Origin of the sequence: Vogesella amnigena, assembly GCF_042648905.1 — a bacterium.
GTDB lineage: Bacteria > Pseudomonadota > Gammaproteobacteria > Burkholderiales > Chromobacteriaceae > Vogesella > Vogesella amnigena.
Genome location: NZ_JBHRYH010000018.1, coordinates 40,485 through 54,311 on the forward strand (window position 1 = coordinate 40,485; position 13,827 = coordinate 54,311).

At 64.6% G+C, this 13,827-nt stretch carries 12 protein-coding genes; 4 read left to right on the forward strand and 8 right to left on the reverse strand.

Annotated features, from left to right (window positions below; translation table 11 throughout):
- Positions 1-271: 271 nt before the first annotated feature.
- Genes ACFOKJ_RS08710 through ACFOKJ_RS08720 form a run of 3 tightly spaced genes read right to left on the reverse strand, consistent with a single transcriptional unit; the run spans position 272 to position 2,428 of the window.
- On the reverse strand, positions 272-727 hold the full coding sequence (locus ACFOKJ_RS08710) for an NAD(P)H-dependent oxidoreductase (RefSeq protein WP_390278672.1): 456 nt from the start codon (positions 725-727) through the stop codon (positions 272-274).
- 7 nt (positions 728-734) lie between these two features.
- Complete coding sequence (locus ACFOKJ_RS08715; protein WP_390278674.1) at positions 735-1,646, reverse strand: DUF1853 family protein; 912 nt, start codon at positions 1,644-1,646, stop codon at positions 735-737.
- Entirely contained in the window at positions 1,643-2,428 is a 786-nt protein-coding gene (locus tag ACFOKJ_RS08720) for an RNA methyltransferase (RefSeq protein ID WP_390278676.1), read from the reverse strand. Before ACFOKJ_RS08720 ends, ACFOKJ_RS08715 begins: the two co-directional genes overlap by 4 nt.
- Before the next feature lie 145 nt (positions 2,429-2,573).
- Between ACFOKJ_RS08720 and ACFOKJ_RS08725 the strand changes: the two genes are divergently transcribed.
- Positions 2,574-3,362, forward strand: a complete 789-nt coding sequence (locus ACFOKJ_RS08725; RefSeq protein ID WP_390278677.1) for an inositol monophosphatase family protein — start codon at positions 2,574-2,576, stop codon at positions 3,360-3,362.
- Positions 3,363-3,541: 179 nt separating this feature from the next.
- On the opposite strand, the gene ACFOKJ_RS08730 is transcribed toward ACFOKJ_RS08725, so the two are convergent.
- The 4 genes from ACFOKJ_RS08730 to ACFOKJ_RS08745 form a co-directional block, all read right to left on the reverse strand.
- Positions 3,542-3,679 (reverse strand): DUF3149 domain-containing protein, encoded by a 138-nt coding sequence (locus ACFOKJ_RS08730; protein WP_390278679.1) that lies wholly within the window; start codon positions 3,677-3,679, stop codon positions 3,542-3,544.
- A gap of 211 nt (positions 3,680-3,890) precedes the next feature.
- Complete coding sequence (locus ACFOKJ_RS08735; RefSeq protein WP_390278681.1) at positions 3,891-4,901, reverse strand: cytochrome d ubiquinol oxidase subunit II; 1,011 nt, start codon at positions 4,899-4,901, stop codon at positions 3,891-3,893.
- Complete coding sequence (locus ACFOKJ_RS08740; protein WP_390278683.1) at positions 4,898-6,235, reverse strand: cytochrome ubiquinol oxidase subunit I; 1,338 nt, start codon at positions 6,233-6,235, stop codon at positions 4,898-4,900. The genes ACFOKJ_RS08735 and ACFOKJ_RS08740 overlap by 4 nt, the downstream gene beginning before the upstream one ends.
- A gap of 3 nt (positions 6,236-6,238) precedes the next feature.
- Positions 6,239-6,808 carry a GbsR/MarR family transcriptional regulator gene (locus ACFOKJ_RS08745; protein WP_390278684.1) on the reverse strand — a complete coding sequence of 190 codons (570 nt, stop codon included), beginning with the start codon at positions 6,806-6,808 and terminating at the stop codon, positions 6,239-6,241.
- A gap of 167 nt (positions 6,809-6,975) precedes the next feature.
- On the opposite strand from ACFOKJ_RS08745, the gene ACFOKJ_RS08750 reads away from it, so the two are divergent.
- The 3 genes from ACFOKJ_RS08750 to ACFOKJ_RS08760 all read left to right on the forward strand — a co-directional run bounded on the left by ACFOKJ_RS08750 (position 6,976) and on the right by ACFOKJ_RS08760 (position 11,970).
- A complete protein-coding gene (locus ACFOKJ_RS08750) occupies positions 6,976-8,820 on the forward strand; it encodes a sensor domain-containing diguanylate cyclase (RefSeq protein WP_390278685.1) in 1,845 nt (614 codons plus the stop codon).
- 94 nt (positions 8,821-8,914) lie between these two features.
- A complete protein-coding gene (gene mutS, locus ACFOKJ_RS08755; protein WP_390278687.1) occupies positions 8,915-11,458 on the forward strand; it encodes a DNA mismatch repair protein MutS in 2,544 nt (847 codons plus the stop codon).
- A 74-nt stretch (positions 11,459-11,532) separates the two neighbouring features.
- On the forward strand, positions 11,533-11,970 hold the full coding sequence (locus ACFOKJ_RS08760; protein WP_390278689.1) for a hypothetical protein: 438 nt from the start codon (positions 11,533-11,535) through the stop codon (positions 11,968-11,970).
- Between the two features lie 43 nt (positions 11,971-12,013).
- On the opposite strand, the gene aceK is transcribed toward ACFOKJ_RS08760, so the two are convergent.
- On the reverse strand, positions 12,014-13,783 hold the full coding sequence (gene aceK, locus ACFOKJ_RS08765; protein ID WP_390278690.1) for a bifunctional isocitrate dehydrogenase kinase/phosphatase: 1,770 nt from the start codon (positions 13,781-13,783) through the stop codon (positions 12,014-12,016).
- Between the last annotated feature and the right edge of the window lie 44 nt (positions 13,784-13,827).

Consider the following 13,827-nt stretch of genomic DNA (forward strand, 5'->3'; position numbering starts at 1 on the left):
CAGGGTGGAAAACACGTAGCCCGGATAAGCCACAGGCGCATCCGGGAACATTGGCACCTGCTCCCCGGATGCGCTGCGCTTATCCGGGCTACCAACTTGCCGTTCGAACGCCCTGCCCCGTGCGGGGCGTTGTTGTTTGTGGGGCAAGCGTGTGATGTGTAGGGCGGATGCCCCGCAGGGGCGATCCGCCAACACAAGGTTGGCCGCAAATGACGGTGGAACGCCCCGCAAGCGCCTCATAGTGGCGGAACGCCCCGTTGGGGCTTCCGCCCTACAGCACCCCTATCGACAGCGCCGCCGCCAGCGTGGCGCCCAGCTCGGCCGCCTCCTCCAGCGACTGCGGCGTCACCTCCCCCTTCACCAGCAGCGGTGGCAAGGCCTCGCGCAGCGGGTAGCCGCTGGCGATGCGGCGAATCGCGGTGAGTGCGCCCTGGCCGTCGTTGCCGGCGCTGATGATCGCCGCGTACGGCAGCCCCTCCACCTTTCCCTGCGCCGGGTAGAAGGTGCGGTCGAGAAAATCCTTCAGCGCACCGGCCATGTAGCCGAAGTTTTCCGGCGTGGCCAGCACCAGCGCCTGGCTGGCCAGCAGGTCGTCGATGCCGGCCTGCAGCGCCGGCAGCACGCGAACCACCACGTTCTCCTCGCCACCTGCCGCCGCTGCAGCAGCAGTGACCAGTGCGTGGGTATGGCCGCTCTGGCTGGCGTAGACGAACAGCAGGGTCTTCATGCCGCGCTCACGATGCGGCCAACGTGCGCTGCAGCTCGGCCAGCATGCCGGGCAGCGGCCAGTCGTCGCGCACCACGAAACCACGCGCAATCTCGTGCCAGTCGCCCCCCTCCCCTGGCGCCAACTCGGCCACCAGTCGCGCACCATCAGCCTCGGCCAGCTGGGCCTGCAGTTGCGGCAGGATCAGCACCGCATCGGCGGCGGCGCGCGCCGGCGCCAGCCAGCACAAGCGTGGCAGCAGCAGCCAGCGGCTGTCGGCGCCATGCTGCGGCCAAGGCTCGGACAAGCGCCGCCACCAGCCACGGCAGGCATCGGCATTACACGGGAATTGCGGCTGCGGCGCATGCGGATAGAACAGCCAGCCGGTGAGGCGGCTGTAGGCCGGACAGCCGGCAAAACCGTCCGGCAGCTGTGCCGCCGGGTGGCAACTCAGCGCCAGCTGGCTGGCAAGCTTGCGGTATTTCAACGGCCAGGCATCGCGCAGGCTGGGGCCGACCAGCTCGCCGCTGGCGTCGTCCAGCTGCAGGTAGAACTTGCTGGCAGCCTCCAGGTGCAGCGGCTGGCCATCGACACGCAGCAGAAAGTCGAATTCGCCGACGCTGCGGCCGTGCTCGGCCAGCGGCAGGTTGGCCGCCACGCAGTCGATGTGCGGCGCGTGCATGAACCAGAACGCCAGCAGCTGCTCGGCGTACACGCCCAGCCGCCGCGTGGGCCGCACCGCCAGCCAGTCCAGTAGCGGCTGTGGCACGGCGTCCAGGGCAAGCAGTTGCGGCCAACCCTGCGGCCCCAGCAGGCGGGCGCAGTCGATTTCGGCGCCGCTGTGCCACGGTGGTGGCGCGGTAAGCAGAAAGGCCAGATCGCGCACCGGCTGGCAGCGCAGTGCCGTATAGGGTTCGGCCAGCCGGTGGCGATAGCTCATGATGTACTGTCGTCCTCGACATCGGGCGTGCTGCCCTGCCCCTTGCCCGCCAGGCGCTGTGCCTGCTTGTAGAAGCCGCGCAGGATATCGATCTCCTCGCGCAGCAGGCCGGCGCGGTGGAACATGGTGCGCAGGCGGCGGATCATGCGTTCGCTGTTGCGGCGACGGTAGTAGCCTATGTCTTCCAGCGTGGCGTCCAGGTGGTCCACCATGCCGTCCACCTCGCCCTGGGTGGCACTGTTGCCGTCCGGCTTCAGGTAATCGACGTTCACCCCGGTGTGGCTGAACAGCTCGTAGGTCATCACCTGCACCGCCATGGCGAGGTTCAGCGAGAAGTAGTCCGGGTTGCCGGGAATGGTCACCAGCCGGTTGCACTGCTCCACTTCCTCGATGGACAGGCCGAAGGTCTCGTTGCCGAACACCAGCGCCACCTGTTCACCTTCACGCGCGCGGGCGATCAGCTCCGGCGTAGTCTCACGTGGAATGGACAGCGGCGTGGTGAGCTCGCGGCGGCGGCTGGTCAGCGCGCAGGCCACGGTCACGTCGGCCAGCGCTGCGGCCAGCGTGGGCACCACGGTAGCGGTCTGCAGCACATCCACCGCACCGGAAGCCAGCGTGTCGGCCTCCTCGGACGGGAACACCTTGGGCTCCACCAGGTACAGCCGGGTGAGGCCCATGGTTTTCATGGCGCGAGCCGCCGAACCGATATTGCCGGGGTGGTTGGGACGCGCCAGCACGACGCGAATGTTCTTCAAAAAATCAGGTACTTGGGGTTTATTCATTGGGTGTTTTTGCGTAGAATCGCGGGTCTTTCCGAAACGCCCGCCACTGCGGCGGGGTTTTGTCGCTCCTTAACCCAGACAGTTTACGGCAGGCGTTGGCCGCAAAGCGGACAACGATTGCCCATTTCCTATTGTGAGGCCGTCAATGCATCCTATGCTCAATGTCGCGGTAAAAGCCGCTCGCCGTGCCGCCAATGTGATCCAGCGCGCATCGCTGAACCTGGATACCATTCGCGTCGAAAACAAAAAGCACAACGACTTCGTGTCCGAAGTGGACCGTGCTGCCGAACAGGCGATCATTGAGGTGATTCTGGATGCGTATCCGAAGCACGCGATTCTAGCAGAAGAGTCCGGCGCTTCCGGCCTTGGCGCCGCCGAATACGAGTGGATCATCGATCCGCTGGACGGCACCACCAACTTCATTCACGGCCATCAGCAGTACTGCATCTCCATCGCGCTGGCACACAAGGGCCAGATCCAGCAGGGCGTGGTGTACGACCCGAACCGCAACGATCTGTTCACCGCCAGCCGTGGCGTGGGCTCGTTCCTGAACGACCGCCGCATCCGCGTTTCCAAGCGCATCAACATGAACGAATGCCTGATCTCCACCGGCTTCCCGGTTGTGGACCAGAGCATGCTGGACACCCATCTGGACATCCTGAAGGACGTACTGAAGAAGACCGCCGGCGCCCGCCGCGAAGGCTCCGCCGCGCTGGACCTGTGCAATGTGGCCTGCGGCCGCGTGGATGGCTTCTTCGAGTTCAACCTCAAGCCGTGGGACATCGCAGCCGGCAGCCTGATCGTACAAGAGGCCGGCGGCATGGTGACCGACTTCCATGGCGAGCAGACCTGGTTTGAAAGCGGCGACATCGTGGCCGCGCCGCCGAAGGTGCTGGGCCAGCTGCTGCCTATCATCGCGCAGCACGTGAAATAAGCGACAAGCCTCACCGCAAAACAAAGCCCCCGCGCGCTGATACCGCCGGGGGCTTTTGTCATCTGCTGGCCGTGTCTGGTGTGCTGCGCAGACAAAAAAAGGGGGATACGGCCCACCACCGCACCCCCAAACACACACACATCAAGAGGAATTCGTTCCGGCATCGGCTGCCGGCGGCCTTACTGCTGATCGTCGCGGGACTTGGCTTTCTTGATGAAGTAGCTGATGCACACGCCAACGATAATGGTTGTCACGGTAATCACGATGATGCTCAGACGACCCACATCATCCGACAGCAGTTGTTTCCACAGTTCCATGTTGCACTCCTCACCCGGCAGCCCGGCATTCAATCTGGATGAGGCGATCATACCCCTGCATGAAGCAGGGGCTTTGACACAAGTCAAGCAGCCAGCATGGTGGTAACCGTTTGTATCGCCGCAACGCAACAGGGCGCACACTCGTGCGTAAGCCGATGAAAAAAAGGGCAGAATTTCTTCCGCCCTTTTGCGTTGACGCAATGTTTTCACATCAGGAATAGCTTAAGCCCCGCGCCTTGCCCCAGAACACCCGATAGGCGAATACCGTGTAGACAATGATGGTGGGCAGCACTACCGCAGCACCTGCCAGGATCACCCACAGCGCTTCCGGATCGCTGGCCGCCTGCCAGATATCCAGCCGGCCAATGACGATTTCCGGGAACACGCTGTAGGCCAGCCCCCAGAATGCCAGCAACACGATGCCCACCGTGGCGGCAAACGGCAGCCAGCAGAAGCTGTCCCGCCCCTGCGCCTGGCGGGCAGCCAGCCGGGGCAGGCTCACGGCCAGCAACACGAACAGCGCCAGGCTCACCAGCGGCAGCGGCAACAGCAACAGAAAGTCCGGCAGCACGAACCACTTGGCGGCGATGCGCGCACTTGCCAGTGGCGTGGCAATCGACACCAGCAGCACCGCGAGGCCGGTGCCCAGCAACGCGCGCTGCGCCCAGCGCGTGGCGCGCTGCTGCAATTCGTCCTCGGTTTTCATGATCAGCCAGCCGGCGCCAAGCAACACATAGGCAGCGGTGAGCCCGGCCCCGGCCAGTAGTGCAAAGCCCCAGGCAGCAGCACCGGGCGCGAAGCCGGTGAGATAGCGCCCCAGCATCACACCCTGGCTCAATGCGGCCAACAGCGAGCCGGCGGCGAAGGCGGCGTTCCATGCCGGCTGGTGCTGCGCCTGCGCCTTGACGCGAAAATCGAACGCCACGCCGCGCAGTATCAGCCCCAGCAGCATCAGCGCCACCGGCAGGTACAGCTCGCCCAGGATGATGCCGTGCGCCATGGGAAAGGCCACCAGCAGCAGGCCCACGCCCAGCACCAGCCAGGTTTCGTTGGCGTCCCAGAACGGGCCGATGCTGGCGATCATGGTGTCGCGCTGACTGTCGCTGCCCAGCGGCAGCAGCACGCCCACGCCCAGGTCGTAGCCATCCAGAATCACGTAGGCCAGCAGCGAGATCGCCATCAGGCCGGCAAAGATCACCGGCAATACCAGTTCCGCAGTCATGCCGTCACTCCTTCCAGGTTGGCCGCAACCGGTGTGCCGGCCTTGCGCGCCAGGTAGAACACCACCGACACATAGCTCGCCAACAGCACCACATACAGCAGCAGATACATCAGCAGCGTGGACAGGATCATGCCGCCACCCACGCTGGAGGCAGCATCGGCGGTACGCAGGATGCCGGTGACCAGCCACGGTTGACGACCGATCTCGGTAACGAACCAGCCTGCCAGCGTGGCCAGCCAGCCGGAGAATGTCATCGCCACCAGCACGCGGCTCAGCCACGGCGCCGGCTCGCCACGGCGGCGCAGCTGCCACAGTGCCAGCCAGCTGGCCAGCAGCATCAGCACGCCTACCGCCACCATCACGCGAAAACTCCAGAACACCTTGGCCACCGGCGGATGCGCGCCGGCAAACTCGTTCAGGCCGCGAATCTCGCCGTCCGGGCTGTGGGTGATGATCAGGCTGGCCAGCTTGGGAATGCCCAGCGCGTAGTGATTGCTGCGGCTGGCTTCGTCCGGCAGTGCGAACAGCAGCAAGGGAGCGCCACGCTCGGTGTGCCATACGCCTTCAATGGCGGCCAGCTTGGCCGGCTGGTGGTGGAAGGTATTCAGCCCATGCGCATCGCCCACCAGTATCTGCAGCGGAATCAGCACCGCGGCCAGCGTTACGCCGGTCTTGAGCGCGGCATGCACGCTGGCAGCACGGTCGCCGCGCAGCCAGCGGTAGGCCGACACCCCGGCCACCAGGAAGGCCACGGTCAGGCCGGAGGCCAGCAGCATGTGGGTAAGGCGGTAGGGCATGGACGGGTTGAAGATCACCGCCAGCCAGCTCTGTACATGCACCTTGCCGGCGATCACCTCCACCCCGGCCGGGGTCTGCATCCAGGAATTCAGCGCGATGATCCAGAACGCCGACACCGTGGTGCCGAACGCCACCAGGAAGGTGGCCAGCGTGTGCACGCGGTTGCTCACCCGCGAGCGGCCGAACAGCATGATGCCGAGGAAGGTGGCCTCCAGAAAAAACGCGGTCAGCACCTCGTAGGCCAGCAGCGGCCCGGCCACATTGCCGACATGCTGCATATAGCCCGGCCAGTTGGTGCCGAACTGGAAGCTCATGGTGATGCCGGACACCACGCCCAGCGCAAAGGTGAGCGCGAATATCTTCACCCAGAAGCCGTAGGCGTCCATCCACGCCGCGTCGCCGCTGCGATCGTAGCGGCGCTTGAAATACAGCAGTACCCAGCCCATGGCGATGCTGATGGTGGGGAACAGGATGTGAAAGCTGATGTTGGCCGCAAACTGGATGCGCGCCAGGGTGACGGGGTCGAGTGACTCCATGATCTACTCCTCCTTGCCGCCATCGCGGCCAGCCAGCCGCGACAGGCTCTGGGTGAACTGCAATACCTTCTGCACCTGGCTGCCCAGCTTCATCAGCTTCTGCAGCGTCTCCACGTCCATGTCGCGGATGTCGGCAAACCAGCGCGTCACCAGCTCGATCAGCTGGTACATCTCGTTCATGCGCGCCTGCGCGTGGCGCTCGGCATCGCTGCCCGGCGTTTCCAGGATCGCGCCGCGCAGCATGGTCAGCGTTGGCTCCACCTCGCGCTTCTGCCGCTCCTCGGCCAGGGTCTTGAACATCGCCCACACGTCTTCGGGAGTGGAGAAATACTCGCGGCGGTCGCCCGGCAGGTGCTGCAGCTTCACCAGGCGCCAGGCCTGCAGCTCTTTCAGCGCCATGCTGGTATTGGAACGCGAGCAGCCGATGGCCTCCACGATGTCGTCTGCGTTCAGCGGTTTGTCGGAGACATACAGCAGCGCGTAGATCTGGCCCACGGTGCGGTTGATGCCCCAATGGCTGCCCATCTCGCCGAAATGCAGCACGAAGGACTGGATCAGGGGTGGCAGATTCATGTCTTTTCCAATTTTCAGTAATTTCTGAAAGTTTGACATAAATCAAAGACAACCTGCAAGCAGCCATCACTGTTCAGCGTGTCAAACAGTCAATTGCGCCAGTTAGATATTGTTCACACTCCGCAGAATCGCCATACTCGACATATCCCCCAGCTCCAGAGCGCTCCATGCCAGACCCTTCCAGGTTCAGCAGTGATTTGCTGCTCGCCACCGCCAGCGCGGTTGGCGGCGACTTCCTGCATACCCTGCTCAACACGCTGGCCGCCCTGCAGCCAGACAGCGTGGCCATCATTTCGCACCTTGCCTACCAGCCGCGCCTTACCGCCCATGTGCTGTACAGCAGCCAGCCACTGGCCAGATGCACCTTCCCCGCCACCGGCAGCAGCTGCCAGCAGGTAAGCCAGGGCGAGCAAGCGCTGCTGCTGGGGCAGGCGCCCAGTGGCGGCATCAGCGACCCGCTGGGTCAGGGCTGGCAGGACTACGCCGGCTGGCCGCTGCGCGACGCACAGGGCAATAGCCTGGGCGTGCTGGCACTGTACAGCCGGCAGCGCATCGCCCCTGCCCTGCTGCTGGCCACGACGCCATTCGCACTGCGCGCCAGCGCCGAGCTGCAGCGCCTGCAGCAGGAGCAGGAACAGCAGCAACGCATGCGCTGGCACGCGCTGCACAGCAGTGCATTACGGCAGTATCTGGATGCCCGGCAATCGATCCCCGAGCTGCTGGAGGGCGTTGTCAGCCAGATAGAACGGCAACAGCCGGGCTGGCTGTGCTCCATCGTGCTGCTGGACGACGAACAGCGCATGCGCCCGTTGGCCGCACCATCGCTGCCGCAGGCCTACAGCGACATCCTGCAGGGCATGGCCATCGGCCCCAGCGTGGGCAGCTGCGGCGCCGCCGCCTGGCACGGCCAGCGCGTGATCGCAGAAAACCTGCAGCAGCACCCCAACTGGCAACCCTATCGCGAGATAGCCGCCCGTTTCGAGCTGGGCAGCTGCTGGTCGGAACCCATCATCGACAGCAAGGGCAAGGTGCACGGCACTTTTGCCGTCTACCAGCACCAGCCGGCCACTCCCACGCCACAGGCCATCACCATGCTGGAAGAATGTGCCCGCCTGCTGGCGGTGATCATGGAAAACAGCGAAATCCGCCGTTCGCTGGATAGCCGCACCAGCTGGTATCAGGCCGTGTTGCAGAACTCGGCCGATGCGTTTTCCATCATCGACATGGAAGGTCGCTTTCTGGAAGTCAGCGACTGCCTGTGCCAGATGCTGGGTTACAGCCAGGAAGAACTGCTGACCATGCATTTGTGGCAGGTAGTGCCCAACAGCAGCCCCGAGCTGATCTGCCAGCGCCTGGCCAGCACCCTGGAAGGCGGCGAAACCTTCGACAGCGTCAACCTTCACCGCGACGGCCACCTGCTCGAAATCGAAGTCTGCGCCCGCCGCCTGCTGCTGGACGGCAAACCGGTTGTCCTGGGCTCGGCCCGCGACATCGGCGAGCGCAAGGCGCTGGAGCGGCAGCTGCTCGAACAGGCCTGCACCGACATGCTCACCGGCATCGCCAATCGCCGTCACTTTCTGCAGCAGCTGGAGCAGGCGGTGTGCCAGCATGGCGGTGCGATGTCCCTGTGGATGCTGGACCTCGATCACTTCAAGCAGGTCAACGACCACTACGGCCATGACTGCGGCGACCATATGCTGGCGCACTTTGCCTCCTTGCTCTGCCAACAGCTGCCAGCCGGCGCCCTGGCCGGCCGGCTGGGCGGCGAAGAGTTTGCCGTGCTGCTGCCGGACGTCCCGCTGGCCGCCGCGCAGCAATATGCCGAAAACCTGCAGCAACTGCTGCGGCAGCACCCCTTGCACTACCAGCAGCAAAGCGTTGCTCTCACCGTGTCGATCGGTGCCACCTCACTGCGCGCTGGCGAAGACAGCCGCGCCCTGCTGACCCGCGCCGATCTGGCGCTGTACCAGGCCAAGCACGCCGGCAGGGATTGCTGCGTTTCACTGCCGTGACGTACCGATTGGCATCCCGTAAAATGTCGCGCCGCGCCCCGCCAGTCGGGGCGCCAGCATTTTTGCGGCCAACCTTTTGCCCAGGATTCACCCGATGAGCACGCCCCAGCACACCCCGATGATGCAGCAGTACCTCGCCCTGAAACGCGAACACGCCGACAAGCTGCTGTTCTACCGCATGGGCGACTTCTACGAGCTGTTCTACGAGGATGCCGAGAAAGCCTCGCGCCTGCTGGACATCACCCTTACCGCGCGCGGCGCCAGCGGCGGCCAGCCCATCAAGATGGCCGGCATTCCCTACCACGCGGCGGAAGGCTACCTGGCGCGGCTGGTGAAGATGGGCGAATCGGTGGCCATTGCCGAGCAGATCGGCGACCCGGCGCTGGCCAAGGGCCCGGTGGAGCGCAAGGTGGTGCGCATCGTTACCCCCGGCACGCTGACCGACGCCGCACTGCTGGACGACAAGCGCGACAACCTGGTGCTGGCCATCAATATGCACAAGGGCGTGCTGGGCCTGGCCTGGCTGTCGCTGGCCAGCGGCGAGTTCAAGATCATGCAGACCGGCGTGGAAGAGCTGCACAGCGAACTGGAGCGGCTGAAGCCGGCCGAGCTGGTGATTCCCGACGACACCGGCCTGGCGGCATTCGACGCCATCACCATGCCACGCAAGAAGCTGCCGCCGTGGCAGTTCGACGTGGAGTCGTCGCAGCTGGCGCTCACCCGCCACTTTGGCACCCGTGACCTGGCCGGCTTTGGCGCCGACACCCTGCCGGTGGCGGTGGGCGCCGCCGGCGCTCTGCTGGAATACGTCAAATCCACGCAGGGGGTGAACCCGGCACACATCGCCCAGCTGGCGGTAGAGGATGCCGGCGAGCTGATCCGCATGGATGCCGCCACCCGCCGCAACCTGGAGCTCACCGAAACCATTCGCGGCGAGCCCTCGCCCACCCTCGCGTCGCTGCTGGACACCTGCGCCACCAGCATGGGCAGCCGCCTGCTGCGCCACTGGCTGCACCACCCGATTCGCCTGCACGACAAGCTGATCCGCCGCCAGCAGGCGGTGCGCGCACTGTTGGCCGCACACGGCGAGGTGCATGCGCAGCTACGCGAGGTAGCCGACATCGAGCGCATCACTGCGCGCGTGGCGCTGCGCTCGGCACGGCCGCGCGACCTGGCGGCGCTGCGCGACTCGCTCAAGGCACTGGCGGGGGTGAAAACGTTGGCCGCATCCCTGCCGGCACCGCTGCTGGGCGAGCTGGCCGCGCTGCTGCCGGACAACTCGCCAGTGGAAACCATGCTGAGCACCGCGATCCTGCCGGAGCCGTCCACCTTCCTGCGCGACGGCGGCGTGATCAACCACGGCTTCCATGCCGACCTGGACGAGCTGCGCGCCATCCAGACCGACTGCGGCGACTTCCTGCTGGCGCTGGAAGCGCGCGAGAAGGAGCGCAGCGGCATCAGCACGCTGAAGGTGGAATTCAACAAGGTGCATGGCTTCTACATCGAGGTGAGCAAGGCGCAATCCGACAAGGTGCCGGACGACTACCGTCGCCGCCAGACGCTGAAGAACGCCGAGCGCTACATCACCCCGGAGCTGAAAGCCTTCGAGGACAAGGCGCTGTCGGCACAGGACAAATCGCTGGCGCTGGAAAAGCAGCTGTACGAGGCGCTGCTGGACCAGCTGGCGCCGTACATCAGCGAGCTGAAGCTGATCGCCCAGGCAGTGGCCGGGCTGGACGTACTGGCCGCCTTTGCCGAGCGGGCCGAGACGCACAACTACGTGGAGCCGGAATTCGTGGCCGACACCCGGCTGGAAATCATCGCCGGCCGCCACCCGGTGGTGGAGGCCGAGGTGGAGCGCTTCATCGCCAACGACACCGTGCTGGGCGCCGAGCGCAAGCTGCTGCTGATCACCGGCCCGAACATGGGCGGTAAATCCACCTATATGCGGCAGAACGCGCTGATCACCCTGCTGGCGCACATCGGCAGCTTCGTGCCGGCCGAGCGTGCCACCATCGGCCAGATCGACCGCATCTTCACCCGCATCGGCGCCAGCGACGACCTGGCCGGCGGCCGTTCCACCTTCATGGTGGAGATGACCGAAACCGCCAACATCCTCAACAACGCCAGCGAAAAATCGCTGGTGCTGATGGACGAGGTTGGCCGCGGCACCTCCACCTTCGACGGCCTGGCGCTGGCCTGGGCCATCGCCCGTGCGCTGATCGAAAAGAACCGCGCCTACACGCTGTTCGCCACCCACTACTTCGAGCTCACCAGCCTGGCCGGCGAGTACAACAGCGTGGCCAACGTGCACCTGTCGGCGGTGGAGCACAAGGACCGCATCGTGTTCCTGCACCACGTGGAAGACGGCCCGGCCAGCCAGAGCTACGGCCTGGCGGTGGCGCAGCTGGCCGGCGTGCCGCCCAAGGTGATCCGCGAGGCACGGCGCTACCTCACCGAGCTGGAAAACGAATCCGCCGCCCGCGCGCAGCCCGATCTGTTCAGCAGCCCGGTGGTGATCCAGCACGAGCCGGAGCCGCATCCGGCGCTGGAAGCACTGCTGGAACTGGACGTGGACAATCTTTCACCCCGCCAGGCACTGGATAAGCTGTACGAATTACAAAAGATGACAAAATAAAGGCGTGTTATTTGATAGCCGTTTCCTACAATGGATTTATTGACATCGACCCCGAAGAAAGGAGACAGACAGATATGCATGCAGAAGGTAACGCCGTAGTTTCCGCGCTGGCGCGTCTGTTTGGCGCCGCCAACGGTGGCGAAGCCCTCCCGCTGTCGGGCATCCGTGAACGGGCCAGCAAGGAGTTGTCGCTGCTGGCGCGCCTGGTGAAGGACGAACTGGGTGCCCGTGGTATCACCATCCCGCCTGCCATCAGCCTGGTAAGTTGTGCTGACTGTTACCTGGTGGTGGAAGGCGATCACCCGCAACGCGAGGCCATCCAGGCCTTGCTGGCAGACGATCAGCGTATTGCCAAGTACTTCAAGGAGGTAGAGGTACTGTTTGAAGTGGTTCGCGCGGCAGAAAATGCCGGCGAGGTGTTTCCGGAAGACAGCTGTTTCCATGTCGGCCTGACCAGTGCCGGCGCCGTGGCGTATTTTGACGACCACCGCTGCTCGCCAACCCTGGCGTAGTCAGCTGCAGTAAGCGACAACGGGAGGCCTGGCCTCCCGTTTTTCATTGCAGCGCGTCGCTGGCGACTCCGTAGCGGTTGCAGAAGCGCATCTCCACCGGGTAGGGATAGAAATCCTCGATGAAGCCATCGCGGATGCGCTGCTGCTTGTGCTGCCAGAACGCCACGTCCAGCAGGTCGCGGTGATACTTGAGGAACACCCGCCGCACCAGCGGGTCGCCCAGCAGGAAGGTGCCGAACTCCTCCGGGAACACGTCGCCACGCGCCACCGGGTACCACACCTCGCCGGACATCTCCATTTCCGGGTTCGGCGCCGGCGGAATGCGGCGGAAGTGGCAGTCGGTCATGTACTCGATTTCGTCGTAGTCGTAGAAGATCACCCGCCCGTAGCGCGTCACGCCGAAGTTCTTGAACAGCATGTCGCCAGGGAAGATGTTGGCCGCAGCCAGATCCTTGATGGCATCGCCATACTCGCGCACCACCCGCTCCTTTTCCGCCTCATCGCTGCTCATCAGGTACAGGTTCAGCGGCTTCATGCGCCGCTCGATGTACAGATGCTTGATGACGATGCTGTCTTCGCCCTCCTCGATGCTGCTGGTCGCCAGCCGGCGCAGCTCCTCCAGCAGCTCGTCGCTGAAGCGCGCCTTGGGAAAGGCCACGTTGGAGAATTCCAGCGTGTCTGCCATGCGGCCAACCCGGTCGTGGCGCTTCACCAACTGGTACTTGGCCTTCACCGTGACGCGGTCCATTTCCTTGGGGCCGCCGAACACGTCCTTGATCAGCTTGAACACATAGGGGTAGGACGGCAGGGTGAACACCAGCATCACCAGGCCGCGGATGCCCGGCGCCACGGTGAACTGGTCGCCGGAGTGCTGCAGGTGCTGCATGAAGTCGCGGTAGAAGGTGTTCTTGCCCTGCTTCTGCAGCCCCAGCATGGTGTACAGCTCGGCCTTGGTCTTGGTCGGCAGCATGGAGCGCAGGAACTGCACATAGCCGGACGGCACTTCCATATCGGCCATGAAGTAGGCACGGCTGAAGGAAAACAGCACGCCGATGCGCCACGGCTCCAGCAGGATAGTGTCCAGGTACAGCCTGCCGTCGGCGTCGTGCAGCACCGGCACCGCGAACGGGTAGACCTGCCCTCCATTCATCACCTTGCCGAAGATGTAGGCGCTCTTGTTACGGTAGAAGGCGCTGGACAGCACCTGGATCTGGAAGTTGGCCTCGGCTTGCGGCCAACGTTTGGCAAAGTGCTCGTCCACCGCGCGGATCAGCCAGGCCAGGTCGCGTGACAGGTTGGCGAATGGCAGCCGCCAGCCAAAATCCGCCACGATACGGCGCAGCACGCGGCGCAGGCCGCCCTGTGCCGGGTAGTAGCTGCGGTAGGACGGCGGGTCGGATTCGATGTACTCGGTGGAAATCGCCGGGCGGATGAAGATGAAATCGTTGTTGAAGTAGTCGCGGTGCAGGATGCGGGTGAACACCGAATTGAAGAAGGTCTCGGCCAGCTCCGGCTGCTTGTGGTTGGTGAGCAGGCCGATGAAGTACAGCTTGGCCTGCTGCCAGATCTCGTCATCCAGCAGGTCGGCGTGGTAGACCTGCTGCAGCCGCTGCACCGTCTCGTGCACCCGCTCGTCGTAGAACTGGATGCGCTCGCGCACCAGCTTCTGCACCCCCTGCCAATCGGCAGCCTCGAACAGTGGCTTGGCCTGCTGGCTCACCGCCCGGAAGCGCCGGTAGTGGCGATCGAAGCCGGCCACCAGCGCCTGGGCAATCTCGCGCGCTACCGGGTTGTAATACTCGGGAATCTGCATCGTGATACCTCGCTTGCGACGGCGGCCTGGCCCAGAGTAATGAC